The 20510-nt window shown below is 68.6% G+C and carries 19 protein-coding genes; 13 read left to right on the top strand and 6 right to left on the bottom strand.

From position 1 onward, the window contains the following. The first annotated feature begins 4 nt into the window (after positions 1-4). The 8 genes from bioB (at position 5) to AC1Z3O_RS17140 (ending at position 8280) form a co-directional block, all read left to right on the top strand. The gene (bioB, locus tag AC1Z3O_RS17175; RefSeq protein WP_483516907.1) at positions 5-1036 is read left to right on the top strand and encodes a biotin synthase BioB; all 1032 of its coding nucleotides are present in this window, start codon (positions 5-7) and stop codon (positions 1034-1036) included. Positions 1037-1120: 84 nt separating this feature from the next. Continuing rightward, positions 1121-3145 carry an acetyl/propionyl/methylcrotonyl-CoA carboxylase subunit alpha gene (locus AC1Z3O_RS17170; protein ID WP_483516906.1) on the top strand — a complete coding sequence of 675 codons (2025 nt, stop codon included), beginning with the start codon at positions 1121-1123 and terminating at the stop codon, positions 3143-3145. A gap of 163 nt (positions 3146-3308) precedes the next feature. Beyond that, positions 3309-4250: a 2-hydroxyacid dehydrogenase gene (locus AC1Z3O_RS17165; RefSeq protein WP_483516905.1), complete on the top strand. Its 942-nt coding sequence runs from the start codon at positions 3309-3311 to the stop codon at positions 4248-4250. A 126-nt stretch (positions 4251-4376) separates the two neighbouring features. Continuing rightward, positions 4377-5306, top strand: coding sequence for a hydroxymethylglutaryl-CoA lyase (locus tag AC1Z3O_RS17160; protein ID WP_483516904.1), 930 nt, complete (start codon positions 4377-4379; stop codon positions 5304-5306). After that, positions 5284-5793, top strand: coding sequence for a YbaK/EbsC family protein (locus tag AC1Z3O_RS17155; RefSeq protein WP_483516903.1), 510 nt, complete (start codon positions 5284-5286; stop codon positions 5791-5793). The genes AC1Z3O_RS17160 and AC1Z3O_RS17155 overlap by 23 nt, the downstream gene beginning before the upstream one ends. A 660-nt stretch (positions 5794-6453) precedes the next feature. After that, positions 6454-6705 (top strand): DUF1289 domain-containing protein, encoded by a 252-nt coding sequence (locus tag AC1Z3O_RS17150; protein ID WP_483517641.1) that lies wholly within the window; start codon positions 6454-6456, stop codon positions 6703-6705. A gap of 4 nt (positions 6706-6709) precedes the next feature. Then, positions 6710-7654 (top strand): MBL fold metallo-hydrolase, encoded by a 945-nt coding sequence (locus AC1Z3O_RS17145; RefSeq protein WP_483516902.1) that lies wholly within the window; start codon positions 6710-6712, stop codon positions 7652-7654. A 56-nt stretch (positions 7655-7710) separates the two neighbouring features. Beyond that, positions 7711-8280, top strand: a complete 570-nt coding sequence (locus AC1Z3O_RS17140) for a GNAT family N-acetyltransferase (RefSeq protein WP_483516901.1) — start codon at positions 7711-7713, stop codon at positions 8278-8280. An 84-nt stretch (positions 8281-8364) separates the two neighbouring features. Here the strand turns inward: AC1Z3O_RS17140 and AC1Z3O_RS17135 are convergent, their stop codons facing one another. The 6 genes from AC1Z3O_RS17135 to AC1Z3O_RS17110 all read right to left on the bottom strand — a co-directional run bounded on the left by AC1Z3O_RS17135 (position 8365) and on the right by AC1Z3O_RS17110 (position 15296). After that, positions 8365-10530: a TonB-dependent receptor gene (locus AC1Z3O_RS17135; RefSeq protein WP_483516899.1), complete on the bottom strand. Its 2166-nt coding sequence runs from the start codon at positions 10528-10530 to the stop codon at positions 8365-8367. Between the two features lie 180 nt (positions 10531-10710). After that, positions 10711-11121, bottom strand: a complete 411-nt coding sequence (locus AC1Z3O_RS17130) for a hypothetical protein (RefSeq protein ID WP_483516898.1) — start codon at positions 11119-11121, stop codon at positions 10711-10713. After that, the gene (zigA, locus tag AC1Z3O_RS17125) at positions 11111-12391 is read right to left on the bottom strand and encodes a zinc metallochaperone GTPase ZigA (RefSeq protein WP_483516897.1); all 1281 of its coding nucleotides are present in this window, start codon (positions 12389-12391) and stop codon (positions 11111-11113) included. The genes AC1Z3O_RS17130 and zigA overlap by 11 nt, the downstream gene beginning before the upstream one ends. Positions 12392-12614: 223 nt before the next feature. Next, positions 12615-13301 (bottom strand): RNA polymerase-binding protein DksA, encoded by a 687-nt coding sequence (dksA, locus tag AC1Z3O_RS17120; protein WP_483516896.1) that lies wholly within the window; start codon positions 13299-13301, stop codon positions 12615-12617. 311 nt (positions 13302-13612) lie between these two features. Then, positions 13613-14713, bottom strand: a complete 1101-nt coding sequence (locus AC1Z3O_RS17115) for a CobW family GTP-binding protein (RefSeq protein WP_483516895.1) — start codon at positions 14711-14713, stop codon at positions 13613-13615. A gap of 61 nt (positions 14714-14774) precedes the next feature. Further along, on the bottom strand, positions 14775-15296 hold the full coding sequence (locus AC1Z3O_RS17110) for a Fur family transcriptional regulator (RefSeq protein ID WP_483516894.1): 522 nt from the start codon (positions 15294-15296) through the stop codon (positions 14775-14777). A gap of 158 nt (positions 15297-15454) precedes the next feature. Here AC1Z3O_RS17110 and AC1Z3O_RS17105 point away from each other — a divergent pair, with 158 nt between their 5' ends. From AC1Z3O_RS17105 to AC1Z3O_RS17085, 5 genes are all read left to right on the top strand, one after another. Further along, positions 15455-16354, top strand: coding sequence for an alpha/beta fold hydrolase (locus AC1Z3O_RS17105; RefSeq protein ID WP_483516893.1), 900 nt, complete (start codon positions 15455-15457; stop codon positions 16352-16354). Positions 16355-16657: 303 nt separating this feature from the next. Then, complete coding sequence (locus AC1Z3O_RS17100) at positions 16658-17644, top strand: tripartite tricarboxylate transporter substrate-binding protein (RefSeq protein ID WP_483516892.1); 987 nt, start codon at positions 16658-16660, stop codon at positions 17642-17644. Positions 17645-17905: 261 nt separating this feature from the next. Next, the gene (hslV, locus tag AC1Z3O_RS17095) at positions 17906-18442 is read left to right on the top strand and encodes an ATP-dependent protease subunit HslV (RefSeq protein WP_483516891.1); all 537 of its coding nucleotides are present in this window, start codon (positions 17906-17908) and stop codon (positions 18440-18442) included. 38 nt (positions 18443-18480) lie between these two features. After that, on the top strand, positions 18481-19812 hold the full coding sequence (hslU, locus tag AC1Z3O_RS17090; protein WP_483516890.1) for an ATP-dependent protease ATPase subunit HslU: 1332 nt from the start codon (positions 18481-18483) through the stop codon (positions 19810-19812). Between the two features lie 367 nt (positions 19813-20179). Beyond that, a complete protein-coding gene (locus AC1Z3O_RS17085) occupies positions 20180-20491 on the top strand; it encodes a hypothetical protein (protein WP_483516889.1) in 312 nt (103 codons plus the stop codon). Positions 20492-20510: the final 19 nt, after the last annotated feature.

The raw sequence follows: 20510 nt of genomic DNA, 5'->3' as shown, positions 1-20510 counted from the left end.
CCCCATGAACCAGACCGACACCACCGTCGCCACCATTTCCGCCGACGCGCTGCGCCAGAGCGCGCGCGCCGCATCGGCGCAGCTCCCCGCCAACGCGCGCTGGAGCGTGGCCGACGTCGCCGCGCTGTTCGCGCTGCCCTTCAACGACCTGCTCTTCCGCGCCCAGCAGGTGCACCGCGAGCACTTCGATGCCAACGCAGTGCAGCTTTCCACCCTGCTGTCGATCAAGACCGGCGGCTGCGAGGAAGACTGCGGCTACTGCTCGCAGAGTTCCCACCACGACACGGGCCTGAAGGCCAGCAAGTTGATGGCGCTGGACGAGGTGCTGGAGGCCGCGCGCGCGGCCAAGGCCGGCGGCGCCACCCGTTTCTGCATGGGCGCGGCCTGGCGCAGCCCCAAGGAGCGCCACCTGGAGCCGGTGATGGACATGGTGCGCGAGGTCAAGGCGATGGGCCTGGAGACCTGCGTCACGCTGGGCATGCTGGAGCCCGAGCAGGCCCAGCAGCTCAAGGAAGCGGGGCTGGACTATTACAACCACAACCTCGACACCTCGCCCGAGTTCTACGGCAAGATCGTCAGCACCCGCACCTACCAGGACCGGCTCGACACCATCGGCCACGTACGCGATGCCGGCATCCACGTGTGCAGCGGCGGCATCGTCGGCATGGGCGAGACGCGCGAGGCGCGCGCCGGCATGATCGCCCAGCTGGCCAACCTCGAGCCCTATCCGGAGTCGGTGCCCATCAACAACCTGATGCCCATCGAAGGCACGCCGCTGGCCGGCACCGATCCGATCGACCCCTTCGAGTTCGTGCGCACCATCGCCGTGGCGCGCATTACCATGCCCAAATCGATGGTGCGTCTTTCGGCCGGACGCGAGACAATGGACGAAGCCTTGCAGGCCCTGTGCTTCATGGCCGGCGCCAACTCCATCTTCTACGGCGACCGGCTGCTGACCACGGCCAATCCGCAGGCCGAGCGCGACCGCGCGCTGCTGGCTCGGCTGGACATCCGCACCGAAGGCTGGGCCGGATGATGCGCTGATCCAAGCGGCGGGCGGCCAGGGCCGGCGTCCCCGCAGCATGGCGGTGGCGCCGGGAGACCGGAGGACGGAGGAGATATGTTCCACAAGATCCTGATCGCCAACCGAGGAGAAATCGCCTGCCGCGTGGCAGCCACCTGCCGCCGGCTGGGCATCCGCACCGTGGCGGTGTACTCGGACGCCGACGCCGATGCGCGCCACGTGGCCTTCTGCGACGAGGCCGTGCACATCGGCGGGGCCGCCGCGCGCGACAGCTACCTGCGCGCCGAGCACCTCATCGAGGTGGCGCGCGAGACCGGCGCCCAGGCCATCCACCCCGGCTACGGCTTCCTCTCCGAGAACGAGGGCTTCGCCGAGGCCTGCGCGGCCGCCGGCCTGGTCTTTATCGGCCCGCCGGCCTCGGCCATCCGCGCCATGGGCAGCAAGAGCGCGGCCAAGCAGCTGATGGAGACCGCCGCGGTGCCGCTGGTGCCCGGCTACCACGGCGAGGACCAGGACCCGGCGCTGCTGCGCCGCGAGGCCGACCGTATCGGCTACCCGGTGCTGCTCAAGGCCAGCGCGGGCGGCGGCGGCAAGGGCATGCGCGTGGTCGAGGCGCCCGAGGCCTTCGAGGCCGCGCTGGCCTCGGTCAAGCGCGAGGCGCTGGCCAGCTTCGGCGACGAGCGCGTGCTGGTCGAGAAATACCTGACGCGCCCGCGCCATATCGAGATCCAGGTTTTCGCCGACACCCACGGCAACTGCGTCTACCTGTTCGAGCGCGACTGCTCGGTGCAGCGGCGCCACCAGAAGGTGCTGGAAGAGGCGCCGGCACCGGGCATGAGCGAGGAACGCCGGGCCGCCATGGGCGAGGCCGCGGTGGCCGCAGCGCGCGCGGTGGGCTACGTGGGCGCGGGCACGGTGGAGTTCATCGCCAACCAGGATGGCTCCTTCTACTTCATGGAGATGAACACCCGGCTGCAGGTCGAGCACCCGGTGACCGAGATGATCACCGGCCAGGACCTGGTCGAGTGGCAGCTGCGCGTGGCCGCGGGCGAGCCGTTGCCGCTGATGCAGGAGCAACTGCGCATCGACGGCCATGCGCTGGAGGCGCGCATCTACGCCGAGAACCCGGACAAGCAGTTCCTGCCCTCGACCGGCACGCTGCGCTACCTGCGCACGCCGGCCGCGGTGCAGTTCATGCGCGGCGGTGACGCGCACGGTCCCTCCGGCGTGCGCATCGACGCCGGCGTGCGCGAGGGCGACACCATCAGCCCCTACTACGACCCGATGATCGCCAAGCTGATCGTATGGGGACGCGACCGCGAAGAGGCGCTGTCGCGCATGCGCCAGGCACTGGCGAGCTACCAGGTGGTGGGCCTGTCGACCAATGTGGCCTTCCTGCAGCGGCTGGTGGCCTGCCAGGCCTTCACGCAGGCGGAGCTGGACACGGGGCTGATCGAGCGCAATGCCGAGACGCTGTTCCCGCCGCCCGCACCGGTGGGCATGGAGGGCATCGCGCTGGCGGTGGCGGCGCTGCGCGCGCGCGAAGCGGCCGAGCGCCGCGTCGATGAGGCCGACGCGCACTCGCCCTGGGTGAGCGCCGGCGCCTGGCGCCTCAACGGGCAGGCACAGCGCAGCCTGCGCCTGCTGACCGCGGGCGGCGCCACACTGGATGTCACGCTGGCCGAGCAAGCCCTCGGCGCCACCCTGTTCTTCGCCGACCAGGCCGCGCCGTTCTCGGCCAGTTGCGCGGCGAGCGACATCACGGTGGACCTGGGCACGCGCCACGTGCACGGCCAGGTCCATACGGAAGGCGACGTATTCCACATCTTCCATGCCGGCCGCCACGACGTGCTGACCCTGCTCGACCCCTTGGCCCACGCCGGCGAGGGCGAAGGCGAGGGCGGCAAGCTGACCGCGCCGATGCCGGGCAAGGTGATCGCCGTGCTGGTCGAGGCCGGCGCCAGCGTGACACGCGGCACGCCCCTGCTGGTGATGGAGGCGATGAAGATGGAGCACACCATCAGCGCGCCGGTGGACGGCACGGTGGGCGAGCTGCTGTATGCCGTCGGCGACCAGGTGGACGAGGGCGCGCAACTGCTGACCTTCGCCGGCACGGACTGAAGCGCGCTGCGGCGCAGCAGGCCAGCCTCTGCGACAATAGGAGGCGCAACGGCACGCCGGCCCGCCCCGGCGCGGGCCGCAAGGCGGCTCAGCCTCGCGCCGTGCCGGACAGAAGACAAAGGGGGCCGCAGCAGCCGCCCGCACAAGACGTGGAGAGCGCCAGATGAAGTTGCAGTTGTACGTGCCCGACGGCCGCTATGAACCGTGGATCGAGGGCTTTGCCCAGGCCTTGCCGGAAGCGCGATGCCTGACTTGGGAAGGCAGCCGGGGCGAACAGGTGGACTACGCCGTGGTGTGGCGCCCGCCGCTGGAGATGCTGCGCGGGCGCACCGACCTGAAGGCCGTGTTCAACCTCGGCGCCGGGGTCGACGGCATCCTGCGCCTGCGTGACGAAGACCCCGCGGCGCTGCCTGCCGGCGTGCCCATCGTGCGGTTGGACGATGCCGGCATGGCCGCGCAGATGGCGGAGTACGTGACCCATGCGGTGCTGCGCTACTTCCGCCGTCTCGAAGACTACGCCGCCCAGCAGCGCGCCGGCGCGTGGAAGTTCCTCAAGCCGCACCGGCGTGCCGACTTCACCGTGGGCGTGATGGGCATCGGCACCCTGGGCGCGCATATCGCGCGCGCGCTGGCCGGCTTCGGCTTCCCGGTGCGGGGCTGGAGCCGCAGCCCCAAGGAGGTCGAAGGCGTGCAGGGCTTTCATGGCGAGGCCGGCCGCGCTGCCTTCCTCGATGGCCTGCGCGTGCTGGTCAATGTGCTGCCGCTGACGCCCGAGACAGAAAACATCGTGGATGCCGCCCTGCTGTCGCGGCTGGCCAAGGGCGCCTACTTCATCAACGTGGCGCGCGGACAGCACGTGGTCGAGGAAGACCTGCTGGCTGCCGTGCAGCAGGAGCAGCTTGCCGGGGCCACGCTCGACGTGTTCCGCACCGAGCCGCTGCCCCCCGATCATGCTTTCTGGACCGAATCCCGCATCACTATCACGCCGCATATCTCGGCGCTGACGCTGCGCGAAGACAGCATCGCGCAGATCGCCGCCAAGATCCGCGCGCTGGGCGCGGGCCAGCCCATCGCCGGCGTGGTGGACCTGCAGCGCGGCTATTGAGCGGCCCGGGATGAACGGCCCGAGATCGAATCGAATGAACCGTGCGAGTCGCACGAACCTGGCGATCCGGACGAACCGGACGAAGGGCGCGACGCGCGTGAATCAAGTGAACAGAGGAGACGGAAAATGAACTTGCCTAGCTATGTGAAGATCGTCGAAGTGGGCCCGCGCGACGGCCTGCAGAACGAGAAGGAAATCGTGCCCACCGAGGTCAAGGTGGCGCTGGTCGACCGGCTTAGCGACGCCGGCTTCGTCAATATCGAGTCGGCCTCCTTCGTCTCGCCCAAGTGGGTGCCGCAGATGGCGGACAGCGCCGACGTGATGGCGCGCATCCAGCGCCGTCCCGGCACGCTGTATTCTGCGCTGACGCCGAACATGAAGGGCTTCGAGGCCGCGGTGGCCGCCGGTGCGGACGAAGTGGTGATCTTCGGCGCCGCCAGCGAGGCCTTCTCGCAGAAGAACATCAACTGCTCGATCGCCGAGTCGATCGCGCGCTTCGCCCCGGTGGCGGCGGCGGCCAAGGAGCAGGGCCTGCGGCTGCGCGCCAGCGTCTCGTGCGCGCTGGGCTGCCCCTACCAGGGCGACGTGCCTGTTTCCGCGGTGGTCGACGTGGTGCGCCGCATGCGCGAGCTGGGCTGCGATGAGATCGACATCGCCGACACCATCGGCGTGGGCACGCCCGGCCGCGTGCAGGAAGTGATGCGCGCCGCCGCCGCCGAGTTCCCCATCGACCGGCTGTCCGGCCACTTCCATGACACGTACGGCCAGGCGCTGTCCAACATCCTGGCCAGCCTCGAAGTGGGCATCGCCATCTTCCACGCCTCAGTCGCGGGCCTGGGCGGCTGCCCCTATGCCAAGGGCGCTACCGGCAACGTGGCCACCGAGGACGTGCTGTATATGCTGCAGGGCATGGGCATCCATACCGGCATCGACCTGGAGCAGGTGGTGCGCGCAGGCGACTTCATCTCGCGCGCGATCGGCCGGGCCAACAGCTCGCGCGTGGGCCGGGCGCTGCTGACCAAGTGGGGCGCCGATGCGCCCGCCACTTGTGTCTGAGGCTGCGCTGCCCGAGGCAGCGCAGCGCGTGGCCGGCCTGCTGGCCGGGCTGGGCCATGACAAGCCCGTCGTGATGCTGCCGGCCACCGGCAAGACCTCGGCCGAGGCCGCGGCCGGCCTGGGCTGCAGCGTGGCGGAGATCGCCAAGTCCATCATCTTCCGGCGCGTCGCCGACGACGTGCCGGTGCTGGTGATCGCCAGCGGCAGCAACCGCGTGGACGAAGCCAAGGTGGCGGCCCGCGTCGGCGCGCTCGGCAAGGCCGATGCACGCTTCGTGCGCGAGAAGACGGGTTACGCCATCGGCGGCGTCTGCCCGATCGGGCATGCGGTGGCGCCGGTGATGCTGATCGACCGCGACCTGTTCCAGTACGACAGCCTGTGGGCGGCGGCGGGGCATCCGCATGCGGTGTTCAACCTGACGCCGCTGCAACTGCAGGCGATGACTGGCGCCGAGGTGGCTGACGTCGCCCAGGAGGCGCGGCCGTGAGCGCGGCGGATTGACCACGAAACAAGAAGACGGAAGGGACAAGCCGGTCGTTTCACGAGCAAGCCAGCCTTGGCGAAGGTGCCAAAAGCCGGTGCCAGCACGCCCACCACGAAACCAGCCACGATGAGTAGGAAGTGGTGGCCAGCCTCGGTAACGGCAGGATGTTGGAACCACCACGGCAGTCAGCGATCAGGGGCGTAGCAGTCGATGCTCTTGGCATTGGCGATGTCGACCACGTCCGCACCGGACGCGGCAGCGACCAGCAGCGGCGACACGCCCACGACGGCTGGCAACAACGCCGGAGAACCTTATTGCTCTGCCCCCGGCAGGGTCTGCTTTCTTTTCATTAGTTTTCTTTGCAGAACGCAAAGAAAAGTGACCGGCAGCCCCCGAAGGGGGATGTCGTATGGTTGTTGGGTGCAAAGGCTGACGCCGCGCAGGACAAGAACGCGACGCGCCACGTCATGCGAGATCGGCAAGAGGCAGCAAATCGTGGCTGCCAGCGCCTGCCCTCTCCCCCGGCCCCTCTCCCGCAAGCGGGAGAGGGGAGAAAACCTGCGCAGAACGGGAATGCACAGAAAGGGAACGACCAACTTGCCTCTTGCTCTCGCCATGCCTGAACCCAATTCCCGATGCCCCCTCGAAGGAGAACCCGTGCCCCTGACCCCCGCGCAGCTCGCCGACCTGTCACGCCAGGCCGCCGCCGCGCAGAGCACCTCACCCGTGCCTTCACCCTGCCGCAACATCTGCCGCATGGACGCCACCAGCGGCTGGTGCGAAGGCTGCCTGCGCACGATCGAAGAGATCGCAGCCTGGTCGACGGCCGACGATGCCGCCAAGCGGAGAGTCTGGACCCAGCTGCCCGAGCGGGCGCGGCAGCTTGCCGGCACCAGCACGATGCCGCCACAATAGAAGCATGAACTCTCCCGCCACGCCTCTCGCCCCGCCGATCGCCTTGCCTGCCACCATGCGCGTGTTCGAGCGCGGCTGGCTGTCGGCCAACAACATCCTGTTCGTCGACGGCGACGACACTGCCCTGGTCGATTCCGGCTATGTCACGCATGCCACGCAGACGCTGGCGCTGGTCGAGGCCGGCCTGGGCGGCCGGCCGCTGCGGCGGCTGATCAACACCCACCTGCACTCGGACCACTGCGGCGGCAATGCTTTGCTGCAGGCGCGCTGGCAGCCGCACACCGCAATTCCCGCGGCCGAAGCCGAGGCGGTGCGCCGCTGGGATCGCGAAGCGCTCAGCTACTGCGACACCGGCCAGCAGTGCGATCCCTTCGCCTTCGACGCGCTGCTGCACGACGGTGACGAACTGGTGCTGGGCGGCATCGCCTGGCGCGTGGTCGCGGCGCCCGGACACGATCCGCATGCGGTGATGCTGTTCGCGCCAGGCGAGCGCATCTTGATATCCGGCGATGCGCTGTGGGAGAACGGCTTCGGCGTGATCTTCCCCGAGCTGGACGGCGAAAGCGGCTTCGCCGAGCAGGCAGCGGTGCTGGAGTGCATCGCCGCGCTGGCGCCGCGGCTGGTGATTCCCGGTCACGGCAGCATGTTCACCGATGTGGACGGCGCGCTCGCTCGTGCGAACGGCCGTCTTGCCTACCTGGGCGCCGATCCGCGGCGCAACGCCGCGCACGCGTTCAAGGTGCTGGTCAAGTTCAAGCTGCTGGAGCAGGGCAGCATGCCGCTCGACGCGCTGCATGCCTGGATGGAGGCGGCACCACTGATGCAGCGCATCTGCGCGCGCTTCATGCCGGAGCAGTCGCTCGGTGCTATCCTCGACGAAGTGGTCCGATCGCTGGCGGGCATCGGTGCGCTGGCGCTGGAAGACGGCCTGGTGGTCGATCGCGGCTGAGCGCGGCCGAGTGAAGCTGAGCGGCCGCATCGCATGAGCAGGAGGCTCGAAATCGCATGATGCAGACGCTGCATGGACAGGGGTTCATGTTGCGGCCGTTCCGGCATGCCGATGTGCAGCAGTTCGTGGCCGCGGTGCGCGAGTCGACGGCCACGGTCGGTGTCTGGATGCCATGGGCGCACGAAGGCTATGACGCCCTCGACGCGCAGACCTGGTTCGCCATCTGCGCCGAGAATCTTGCGGCCGGCACCAGCTACGACCTGGGCGTGTATTCGCCGGACGGCCGCGAACTGTATGGCGGCGTTGCCGTCAGTGACATCCACAGTGCCTACAACATGGGCAATCTCGGCTATTGGATCCGCGCCAGCCGGCAGCGGCAGGGCCTGGCCTCGCACGCGGCGGCGATGATGGCCTGCTACGCCTTCCATCGCTTGCGGCTGACGCGGCTGGAGATCGTGGCGGCCGAGCACAACCTTCCCAGCCGGGGCGTGGCGGAGAAGCTCGGCGCCCAGTTCGAATGCATTGCGCGCAACCGGCTGATCATGCACGGGCTGCCGTGTGCCGCTGCGGTGTATTCGCTGGTGCCGGAGTCATTCGGCCCGGCCAGCCTTGCGGGTGACAGGTGACGGCCGCTTGCCCGCGCGGCACGCGCGGTACCGTCCGTTGACAGCGTGCCGGCGCCCCCGCGGCGCCGGCACGCTGCCTCAGCTTCAGAACGTCGTGCGCAGCCCGACCTTGACACTGCGGCCCGCCAGCGGCGCGATGTCGCGCAAGATCGAGGTGGCGTTGCGCGCGTCCTGGTTGGTCAGGTTGTCGCCGCGCAGGTAGAGCACGGTCTGGGTGCCCGCCGCCTTGAACTTGTAGGTCAGCGCGATGCCGAGCAGCGTATAGGCATCGGTCGGCGTGTCGTTGGTCGGCACACGGGTCTGGCGTGCCGCGTAGGTGACGTCCACGCGCGCGCCCCAAGGTCCCGCGCCGTAGATCAGCGCGCCGGCCAGGCGCAGCGGCGCCAGGCGCGGCAGCGGCTCGCCGGTATCGCGGTTCTTGCCGCGCACATAGTCGACGCGGCCTTCCAGGTCCAGCGTATCGCCCGCGGTGGCCAGGCGTTGCGCCAGCCGGGTACGCCCCTCGGCCTCGAAGCCATACAGCGTTGCGGGTACGCCGCCATAGCGGAATTCCGGCAGCCCGCCGGGCGTGCCGGGCGCGACGAAATCGCCTTCCGCATCGCGCGTGTTGCCGGTGGCCTGCAGCGCCAGATAGTTGGCGAAGCGGTTGTAGTAGCCGGACACGCCGGCGCTGTGCGGGCCGTTCTTGAAGCGCACGCCCAGGTCCAGCGAGGTGGCGCGCTCCTTGGCGGCATTCGGGTCGCCGACTTCAAAGGTACCGGTGGCCACGTGCGGGCCGTTGGCATAGAGCTCGTAGAAGGTGGGCGCGCGCTCGGTATAGGCGAGGCTGCTGGAGAGCGACCACGCTGGCGCCAGCTTGTAGAGCAGGCCGGCGGAGGTGCTGATGGCATTGAAGCTGCGGCTGGCGTCGGAGAAGCGTTCATTGCCGTTGGCGCTGGACTTGACGCGGCTGTGGTCCAGCCGCCCGCCCAGGTCCAGCTTCAGGTCGCCGCCGGAGGTCAGGGGCAGTTCCTCGAAGACGAACAGCGCCGCGTTGTCGGTGTCGGTGCTCGGCACGAAGGCTTCCTCGCCCAGCGCAGAGAAGCGGCTCTGGCTGAACTGCGCGCCGACCATGCCGCGCATCTGGCCGATGCTGGCGTGCTGCGCTTCCACGCGTGCGTCCCAGCCGCGGTTGCGGAAGATGGTGCCGGTCTCGCCGCTGGCGATTTCCTTGTGTTCGTAGTCGGTATGGCTGAAATTGGCCTTGACGGATTCGATCCATCCGCCGGTGGCGCCGGCCAGCTCGCGTGCCTCGCCGGCCAGCGCGAAGCGGTCCTGCCGCATCTTCAGGCGCACATCGGTCTCGGCCGGGGTGCCGTACTCATTGCGGTAGGCGCTGTAGTTGGCGCCGACGAAGCCGTTCGCCCAGGTATAGGAGCCGCCCAGCGAGCCGCCATCCTGCTGGGCGCTGGTGTTGGGCAGGCGGCCGTTGGCTTCGCTTTCGCCTTCCGGCAGCGGCTGGCTGGCACGCAGCGCGGCGCTGCGCGCGAAGCCTGGGATGTGCAGGTCGCTGGTCTTGCGGGCGAAGGCATCGGCGTGGATGGCGAAGCTGCCATTGCCGGCCTCGATCAGGCCGCTGGCGCCGCGCGCGACGTCGCCGCCGGCGGTGGCGCTGGCATCCAGCGCGCCACTGACGCCTTCGATCGGCGCCTTGGGAATGCGGTTGTCGATCACATTGACCACGCCGCCGATCGCGTTGCCGCCGTACATCAGCGCCGCGGGTCCGCGCACCACTTCGATACGCTCGGCGACCAGGGGGTCGATGGGCACGGCGTGGTCATAGGAAAGCGAGGACGCGTCGATGGTGCTGCCGCCGTTCTGCAGGATCCGGATGCGGTCCGCGTCCAGGCCGCGGATCACCGGGCGGCTGGCGTTCGGGCCGAAGTTGGTCGAGGCCACGCCGGGCAGGCCGTCCAGGGTCTGGCCCAGGGTGCTGCTCTGGCGCAGCGTCAGGGCATCGCCCTGCAGCGCGCTGGCCGGCGCGACCATCTCGTTGAGCTCGCTGCCGAGCGGGTTGGCGGTGACCACGACGGTTTTCAGGGTGGCGCGATCGGCGCTCTCCGCGGCCTCGGCCGTCTCGGCCACCCTGGCGGGCGCGGTCTGTGCGTAGGCACCGCCGGTGGCGATCAGCGCGGTCAGCGTGGAGAGGGCGGTCAGCGACGGGCGTCGCGGGGTCGTCTTGGTCTTCTTGTTGGAATGCAGGGTTGGCATGGCTCGCAATGCTCGCAATAGCTTGTGTGGCCTGTGTGGCCTGTGGCTTTTGGTTTGTCTGGCATGCCCCGACGCGACCGGGCGCGCGTGCATGTGCCGCAGGCCGCGCGCGTGCGCGCGCCTGCGGGCGAAGTGTCCGCGGGCGGTCAGGTCAGGGTGGGGCCGCGCGGGCCCCGGGGGTCAGGCGAGAGCGAGCGCAGCCGGTGGGGCGCGCGGATGGAAGGGGGTGGGCGCGGCCAGGTCAGGCCACGTGGGAACGGCGCCGGCGGGCGCCAAGGCATGGACGTGCGCCAGCGCGACAGGCTGCGCCAGGCTGCAATGGCTGTCGGCCAGCGCCGACGCGTCGAACAGCACGCAGGAATGGCCGCCGCCCTTGAGGGAGAGCGGGTCGCGCGGACCTTCCTCGAGCGTGGCCTCGGCCAGCGGATCCGCCAGCGGATCGACCTCGGCCGCCAGCAGCGGCCGGTTCTGCAGGCCGCCGTGCAGGACGCGGTGGTTCAGGCCTGCGTGCTGCGCGAGCAGCAGGCACAGGGCCAGCCACAGCGCTTGCGCCAGGCTCAGCCGCCGCGGTGCCGATCGATCAGTGCGCATGCCCGCAGTCGCAGTCACCCGGGTCGTGGCCACAGTCGTCGTCATCGTCGAAGGCGTCGTCCCAGGCCGGGAAGGGGTCTTCCCACGCCGCCCATGCCGCCGGGCCGGCGGCCATCTCGGCATCGTCCAGCAGGCAGGCGTCCAGCAGGGCCTCGAGCGCGGCGCGGTCCATGTCCTGGCCGATGAACACCAGTTCCTGGCGGCGGTCGCCGAAGCGGGCGGGCTGGCCGTCCTCGTCCAGCATGTCGGCCTCGACGGCGGCGCGCGCCTCGTCCTCGGCCGGCCATTCGGCCGGATCCAGGGCGGCCCACCAGGCGCCGGCGCCGCCGTGGCGGCACACGCCGCCGGCCTGGCTCCAGCTGCCCGCCACGTCCATGCGGCCAGCCAGCCAGAAGAAGCCCTTGGAACGCAGCACGTTGCCGTGCTCGCGCAGCCAGTCGCTGTGGATCAGCGCGCCGAAGCGCTGCGGGTGGAAGGGGCGGCGGCGCCGGTAGACGAAGCTGCCGATGCCATAGGCCGCGGTCTCGGGTACGTGTTCGCCGCGCAACTCGGCCAGCCAGCCGGGCGCCGCGGCCGCGGCCTCGAAGTCGAAGCGGCCGGTATCGAGCAGGCGCGCCAGCGGCACCTCGCCGAAGGAGGCGGGCACGATGTCGGCGCGCGGATTGAGCGTGTGCAGGATGCCGGCCAGCCGCTCGCGATCGGCCTCGCTGACCAGGTCAATCTTGTTGAGCACGATCACGTCGCAGAATTCAACCTGCTCGATCAGCAGGTCGACCACGGTGCGGTCGTCGTCCTCGTCGCGCGCCTGGCCACGGTCGCGCAGGTAGTCGGCTTCGCTGAAGTCGCGCAGGAAGTGGGCCGCGTCCACCACGGTGACCATGGTGTCGAGGCGGGCCACCGCATCCAGCGCGGTGCCGTGCTCGTCCTCGAAGGTGAAGGTCTCGGCGATGGGCAGCGGCTCGGCCACGCCGGTGGATTCCACCAGCAGGTAGTCGAAGCGGCCTTCGCGCGCCAGCTTGCCGATTTCGGTCAGCAGGTCTTCGCGCAGCGTGCAGCAGATGCAGCCGTTGGACAGCTCGATCAGCCGTTCGCCGGCGTGGGCCACCCGCCCGTCGCCCAGCAGGCGGGCATCGATATTGACGTCGGCCAGATCGTTGACGATCACTGCCACCCGCTTGCCCTCGCGGTTTGCAAGCACGTGGTTGAGCAGGGTGGTCTTGCCGGCGCCGAGGAATCCGGACAGCACGGTGACAGGCAGGCGATCGGCCATGACAAGCGGGGCGCCTCGCGGCGCCAGTTATTGCAACAAAGTTGCGACTGTAGCAGAAAGCAGGCCCGGCGCACAGCCGGGCCCCAATCCTTCATCTTAGGCGGTGTCGATGACACCACAAAGTCAGCTTGTCTGCCCGGTCGGTGTCGCGCTGCAGCAAAAAAAACAAAACGGCCCGGCAAGCCGGGCCGTTGTCTGGCGGGGGCGCGCAGCCCGCCGGGACTCAGTCGCCGAACAGCTTCTGGCGCAGTTCGCGGCGCTGCTGGGCTTCCAGCGACAGCGTGGCGGTCGGGCGGGCCAGCAGGCGCGGCACGCCGATCGGCTCGCCGGTTTCCTCGCACCAGCCGTATTCGCCGGACTCGATGCGGGTGAGCGCCTGCTCGACCTTCTTCAGCAGCTTGCGCTCGCGGTCACGGGTGCGCAGCTCGAGGGCATGTTCTTCCTCGATGGTGGCACGGTCAGCCGGGTCCGGCACGATGACCGTTTCGCGCAAGTGCTCCGTGGTCTGGTCGGCGTTCTTGAGGATATCGTCACGCAGCTGCTCGAGGCGATTCTTGAAGAAGGCAAGCTGCGCCTCATTCATGTAATCCTTGTCGCCCATCTTCAGGATTTCAGCTTCAGTCAGAAGTTTATTGCTGCTCATGGTTGCTGCTGATTCTCTTGTTGATGCGACCGGCGGGGCAGGGCTCCGCTCGGGTGCAGTGTCCGGCTGCTTGCGCGGCATGGACGGTTCACTCTGGCTGGCTGCAGTCTTGCTGCTTCGCGTGCCTCCCTTGGCCCCGCTTGCGGCGGCGCGCGCCGTGCTGCCGCGGGGGCTCGATGCCGCCTTGACGGGCGGCGCCTCTAGCGTCTCGGCCGCGGCACTAGTTGTCCTGCTGCGGCTTTCCTTCGTTTTCGTTGCGGCTGCCATGGGGACACCTCTCTCTAGCGTCGGTCTGAGACGGCGCTTGCCGGGTGCCCCAGGCGGAATAGGCGGCCTCCGCACGAAGCACTGCGACCGCGCCAGGCGGACTGCCTCATGCTGACGACGGCCGCCGCCCTGCCAAACTCGGGTGGCGAAAATATAACTACGCCGCCCGCACTAAATCCGATCTATTGTACTTGAACAAATTTTTCCGAGATACGGGGAAAAACCGGTCGATTTTGGCGGGCTTTTCTGCGGCGCAGCCGAAAACCCACCCGAAAGTAGGGCATTGCGGCTGGCGCCTGCCGGGTCGGGCCTCAGGCCAGGCAGTTGGCCAGGCCTTTCAGGATGGCATCCTTGGGCAGGTCGACGCCGATGAATACCATCTTGGTGCCGGGCGTCTCGTCGCCCCATTTTGCCCCCACGTCGCTTCCCATCAGCTGGTGCACGCCCTGGAACACCACCTTGCGGTCGACATTCTGCATATACAGCACGCCCTTGTAGCGCAGCAGTTTCTCGCCATAGACGGAGAGGATGCCCGAGAGGAATTCTTCCAGCTTGCCGTAGTGGAACGGCTGGTCGCTGCGGAAGACGAAAGAGGCGATGTGGTCGGCGTGGTGGTGGTGATGGTGGTGGTTGTGCGCGTGACCGTGATGGCCGTGATGGCCGTGATCGTGATGGTCGTGGTGGTCGTGCCCGCAGTCGGCGCCGCAATGCTCGCCGTGCTCATGGTCGTGCGCGTGGTCGTGTTCCTCGCCGGCGCGCAGGAATTCGGGGTCGATCTCCAGCTTGGCGTTCAGGTTGAAGCCGCGCAGGTCGAAAATGGTGTCGAGCGGGGCTTCGCCGAAATGTGCGCTGCGGATCGGCGCGCGCGGGTTCATGTGCAGCAGGCGGTGGCGCAGGTCCGCTACCGCTTCCTCGTCCACCAGGTCCGCCTTGGTGATGAAGATGGCGTCGGCGAAACCGACCTGGCGCTGCGCTTCTTCCTGCTTGTCGAGCTGCAGGTTGGCGTGCTTGGCGTCGACCAGCGTGACCACGGCATCGAGCAGATAGCGCTGGGCGATTTCCTCGTCCATGAAGAAGGTCTGCGCGACCGGGCCCGGATTGGCCACGCCGGTGGTTTCGATCACCACGCGGTCGAAGTCGATCTCCCCGGCGTCGCGGCGGCTGATCAGCTGCGACAGCGCGGCCACCAGGTCGCCGCGGATGGTGCAGCAGATGCAGCCATTGCTCATCTGCACGATCTGCTCGCGGCCGTCCTGCACCAGGATCTCGTTGTCGATGTTCTCCTCGCCGAACTCATTTTCGATCACGGCGATCTTCATGCCGTGGTTCTCGCCGAGGATGCGCTTGAGCAGCGTCGTCTTGCCGCTGCCGAGGAAGCCCGTCAGGATGGTGACCGGGATCAGTTTGGACATTGTTGTTCTCCGTGGAAGGGGAATGCGCTATGGCGCTTGCGCCAGCCGGCGCCACCTCGGCTCATCTCGAGGCGGGCTGCTGCGGGAGCGCCGGCTGTGCGCCGCATTCGGCGCACACGCCATTGACGGTCAGCTCGATATGTTCGATCGCAAAGCCGCTCGGCACCCGGGGGGCGTCCAGGTGTGCCGGTGCGCCGCCATCGTCGAGGCAGAAGGTGCGGTCGCAGCGGGTGCAGTGGAAGTGGCTGTGCTGCCGATGCACCTGGGCGCGCGCCGCCTCATGCTCGAGCAGGCTGAAGCGGAACACGCGGTCGTTGCCGGCCCGCTTCTGCGCCAGGCCCTGCTCGACCAGCCAGTCGAGCACGCGATAGACGGTGACTCTGTCGATCGCCTCGCCGCTGGCGGGAATCAGGTCGAGCACCGCCTGGTGGGTCAGCGCCTCGTCGCTGCCGATCAGGCAGGCCAGGATGGCCAGCCGCGGCTGCGTCACGCGCGCGCCCAGCCGGCGCAGCCGTTCGCGGGCAGCTTCCAGTGTGGCCGGGGCCGGCGCGCCGGCCGCCCGTGTCTGGGTGGGTTGGGTCATGACCCGATTTAACCATAGGCCCATGGGTGTTGCAATTTAGTTGCAATTCCTGGGGGCCACGCCGCCGCCCGCCGATGCGGCGATTGCGCCTATCATCGGCACAGGAGACGCCCGGCGCGGAGCCCGCGCCGCAAGACCCGGCCCGCAGGAGACCCGAGATGCAGAACGATACCAGCGCGCTGCTGTATCCCAACTTCGAATCCTTGCGCCTGAAGGTTGGCGGCGTGGAGATTGCCGGCGTGCGCGGCGGCTCGGGCCCGCCGCTGCTGCTGCTGCACGGCTATCCGCAAAGCCACCTGATCTGGCACAAGGTGGCGCCGGCGCTGGCCGATCATTTCACCGTGATCGCCACCGACCTGCGTGGCTACGGCAGCAGTTCGGCGCCGCCGGGCGGGCCGGGTCACGCGCTCTACAGCAAGCGCGCGATGGCGCAGGACCAGGTCGGTCTGATGGCCGCGCTCGGCTACGAGCAGTTCGCGCTGTGCGCCCACGACCGCGGCGCGCGCGTGGCGCACCGGCTCTGCATGGACCACTCCGCCAGCGTCAGCCGGCTGATGCTGCTGGATATCGCGCCCACGCTGGCCATGTACGAACGCACCAGCATGGCCTTTGCCGTGGCCTACTGGCACTGGTTCTTCCTGATCCAGGCCGAGCCCTTCCCCGAAACCCTGATCAATGGGGAACCCGACTTCTTCCTGTCGCGCCTGCTGAGCCTGCGCCAGGCCGGCCCGTCGCCATTCGCGCCCGACGCGATGGCCGCCTATGCAGCCGCCATGCGCGAGCCCGCGCGCGTGCACGCGATGTGTGAGGACTACCGGGCATCGGCCACGGTCGACCTGGAGCATGACCGGGCCGACCGGGAGGCCGGGCGCAGGCTGGCCATGCCGCTGCGCGTCCTGTGGGGGGAGCACGGCGTGGTGGCGCGCTGCTTCGAGCCGCTCGATCTATGGCAGGAACTGGCGGAGCAGGCCAGCGGCAAGGGGCTGCCCTGTGGCCACTATGTGCCAGAGGAAGCACCTGAAGCACTGCTCGAGGACATGCTGGCCTTCTTCCGCTGATCTTCTCGCCCATCTTCCCACCCTTGCGGGCGCCGGCCTACGCCGCCCATGAGCGGCTCCCTGGCACGCGTCCTGCGGCCGGGTTAGCACCAATGCCTCTGGATGTCTGCAATTGATAGCATTGCGCTCCGGGCCGCCCCGGATCCGGGGCATTGCCGGCGGCTGACGCCGGGCGGACATCGCATGTGCCGCGCCCCGCGAGAGGGCCAGTCTGCCGCGAAAGGCGGCGGATTCGCGTCCGGCGGATCGTGCCGGGCGCCTCACCTTGGACGGGTATTAAAAGGGTATTCAGGAGAAGAAGAGATGAAACGAGTTGCACTGAGGGTGGCGGCCGCGCTGGCGGTCGGACTGGTCGGGATGCTGCCGAGCGCCCATGCCGACGAATATCCGGGCAGCAAGCCGGTTTCGGCTGTGGTGCCGTTCTCCGCGGGCGGACCGACCGACAAGGTCGCGCGCGAGCTGACCATGATCATGTCCAAGCACCTGGGTACCCAGATCGTGATCGAGAACCTGGGTGGCGCCGGCGGCACCATCGGTGCCAAGAAGGTCGCACAGGCCCGCAACGATGGCTACACGATCCTGATCCACCACATCGGCATGTCGACCGCGCCGGCGCTGTACCGCAACCTCGGCTTCGACCCGCTGAAGGACTTCGAGATGGTCGGCGAGATCGCCGACGTGCCGATGGTGATGGTCGGCAACAAGAGCCTGCCGCCGAACAATTTCAAGGACCTGCTGCCCTACATCAAGGCCAACGCCAACAAGCTGTCGCTGGCCAACGCCGGCATCGGCTCGGCCTCGCACCTGTGCGGCCTGCTGTTCCAGAGCGCCATGCAGACCGAACTGACCACCGTCCCCTACAAGGGCACGGCGCCGGCGCTGACCGACATCCTGGGCGGGCAGGTCAACCTGATGTGCGACCAGACCACCAATATCGCCGGCCAGCTCAAGGCGGGCTCGCTCAAGCCCTATGCCGCCATGCAGGCGCGCCGCGTGGAGGCCTTCAAGGACATCCCGACCGCGGCCGAGCAGGGCCTGCCGGGCGTGGAAGTCAAGATCTGGCATGCCATGTACGCGCCCAAGGGCACGCCCAAGCCTGTGATCGACAAGCTGTCGGCGGCGCTGCAGAAGGCGGTGACCGACCCGAACTTCCGCGCCAAGATGGCCGAGCTGGGTGCCGAGGCGGTGCCGGCGCAACGCGCCACGCCTGACTCGCTGCGCACCTTCCTTGCCGGCGAGATCAACAAGTGGACCCCGGTGATCCGCAAGGCCGGCGTGTACGCCGACTGATCTCCAGTGCGACTGCCCCGTTGCCGGCGGCAGCGGGGTGCTGCAAGCGACAAAAAGGCCATGCCTGGCGGCGTGGCCTTTTTCTTTGTGGCGCCGGCGCCGCCCCTGGCGCCACGCTTGCTGCCGCGGCGGGGGCCGGTGGCGCCGTCTATAGTGGTGAAACCGACTCCGCGGGGCCGCGCGCTGCGGCCCCTGGCTGTGGCCCTTGAATTCGCGCGGGTCGCCGCCACCTGCTGTGCAGATCCCACCTCAGAAGCCATCATGGAACAGTATCACGGCACCACCATCGTCAGCGTTCGGCGCGGCAATCAGGTTGCGCTCGGCGGCGACGGACAAGTCACGCTCGGCAATGTCGTCATGAAGGGCACGGCGCGTAAGGTGCGCCGTATCTACAACGGCAAGGTGCTGGTCGGTTTCGCCGGCAGCACGGCCGATGCCTTCTCGCTGCTCGATCGCTTCGAGGCCAAGCTGGAGAAGCACCAGGGCCACCTGACTCGCGCCGCCGTCGACCTCGCCAAGGACTGGCGCTCCGACCGCGCACTGCGCCGCCTGGAGGCCATGCTGATCGTCGCCGACCGCGACACCACGCTGGTGCTGACCGGCAACGGCGACGTGCTCGACCCCGAAGGCGGCGTGGCCGCGATCGGCTCGGGCGGCTCCTACGCCCAGTCCGCGGCCAAGGCCCTGATCGAGAACACCGAGCTCGCGCCCAAGGACATCGTGGAGAAGTCGCTGACCATCGCCGGCGAACTCTGCATCTACACCAACACCAATTTCGTCATCGAGACGCTGGAATGAGCGCGGCCCGCCCCGGCCGCCATCACTGAACGGATACCATGTCGCAAACCATGACCCCGTCGGAAATCGTTTCCGAACTCGACAAGCACATCATCGGCCAGGACAAGGCCAAGAAGGCCGTGGCCGTTGCCCTGCGCAACCGCTGGCGCCGCCAGCAGGTGGCCGAGCCGCTGCGCCAGGAAATCACGCCCAAGAACATCCTGATGATCGGGCCGACCGGCGTCGGCAAGACCGAGATCGCGCGCCGCCTGGCCAAGCTGGCCGACGCGCCCTTCATCAAGATCGAGGCCACCAAGTTCACCGAGGTGGGCTATGTGGGCCGCGACGTCGACACCATCGTGCGCGACCTGGCCGAGATGGCGGTCAAGCAGACGCGCGAATCGGAAATGAAGAAGGTGCGCGTCAAGGCCGAGGATGCGGCCGAGGACCGCCTGCTCGACGTGCTGCTGCCCCCGCCGCGCGACATCGGCTTCGCCCAGCCCGAAGAGAAGGACTCCAACACGCGCCAGACCTTCCGCAAGAAGCTGCGCGAGGGCCAGCTCGACGACAAGGAGATCGAGCTCGAGCTGTCGGCCGGCATGCCCAGCATGGACATCATGGGCCCGCCGGGCATGGAAGAGATGACCGAGCAGATCCGCTCGATGTTCGCCGGCATGGGCCAGGGCAAGAAGGCGCGCCGCAAGATGAAGGTCAAGGAAGCCTTCAAGCTGCTGATCGAGGAAGAGGCCGCCAAGCTCGTCAACGACGAGGAGCTCAAGCACAAGGCCGTGGCCAATGTGGAGCAGAACGGCATCGTGTTCCTGGACGAGATCGACAAGATCGCCAGCCGCAGCGAGGTCGGCGGCGGCGAGGTGTCGCGCCAGGGCGTGCAGCGCGACCTGCTGCCGCTGGTCGAGGGCACCACTGTCAGCACCAAGTACGGCATGATCCGGACCGACCATATCCTGTTCATTGCCTCGGGCGCCTTCCACCTGTCCAAGCCGAGCGACCTGATCCCCGAGCTGCAGGGCCGCTTCCCGATCCGCGTCGAACTGGAATCGCTGTCGGTGTCCGACTTCGAGGCCATCCTGACGCAGACCGACGCCAGCCTGACCAAGCAGTACCAGGCGCTGCTGTCGACCGAGCAGGTCGAACTGGTGTTCGCGCCGGACGGTATCCGCCGCCTGGCCGAGATCGCCTACTCGGTCAACGAGAAGGTCGAGAACATCGGTGCGCGCCGGCTCTACACCGTGATGGAGCGCCTGCTGGAAGACCTGTCCTTCCACGCGACCAAGTCCTCGGGCGAAACGGTCACCATCAATGCGTCCTACGTGGACGAGCGCCTGGGCGACCTGGCCGGCAACGAAGACCTGTCGCGCTATGTGCTGTAAGTACGTGCTGTAATACGTCTGTAGTACACGCTGGAGTGTCGGAGCGGCGGAAGCCGCGCGACGCAAATGAAAAGGGGCGCACCGCGGTGCGCCCCTTTTCATTGCGTCTCACCTTGCATCCCACGTACCCGGCCCGCCGGCAAGGTCCAGGAGCGTGACACGCGCTAGTAAGGTCGGTAAGCATTGGTAAGTGCGCTGGCATGCCTGCCGTGTGCAGTGCGAAGCTGTGCGACCGCAGCGGTTCCTGTTTTCAGGGAGGCGCCGCGGCCGCTGCCCGCGTGGCGCGGCATTCCCGGAACCGGCAGGTGCCTGCGACGACAGGCATGCGGCGCGGAAAGCGCGGCCGGACATCGCAGAGGAGAGCGAATTGAAACGCGAGCTGATGATTTCCACTGGCGTGTTGTGCGGCCTGGCCGCCGCCACGCTGTTCCTGTGCGCGCGCGCGGAGCATGCGGTTGCGCTGCCCATGGCGCGAACCGGGCAGGCGGCCGCTGCACCGGCGCACGCCCTTGCCGCAGCGCGCGACGCTTCTTCCCTGGCCTCGCCTGTGGCGCAGGCGATGCAGGCCGCCGACCTGGTATGGCGCGCCGACCGGCACGCGGTGGACGCGCAGCGGCTGGTTGATCGCGCTGGCGCGGACGACGGGCTCGAATGGGACTTTGTACAGCTGCGTCTCTGATGCCGCCGGCCCGCCGCCT

The sequence above is a fragment of the Cupriavidus sp. 09_S30 genome (assembly GCF_056930435.1).
This window is presented reverse-complemented; position numbering and strand designations above follow the sequence as displayed.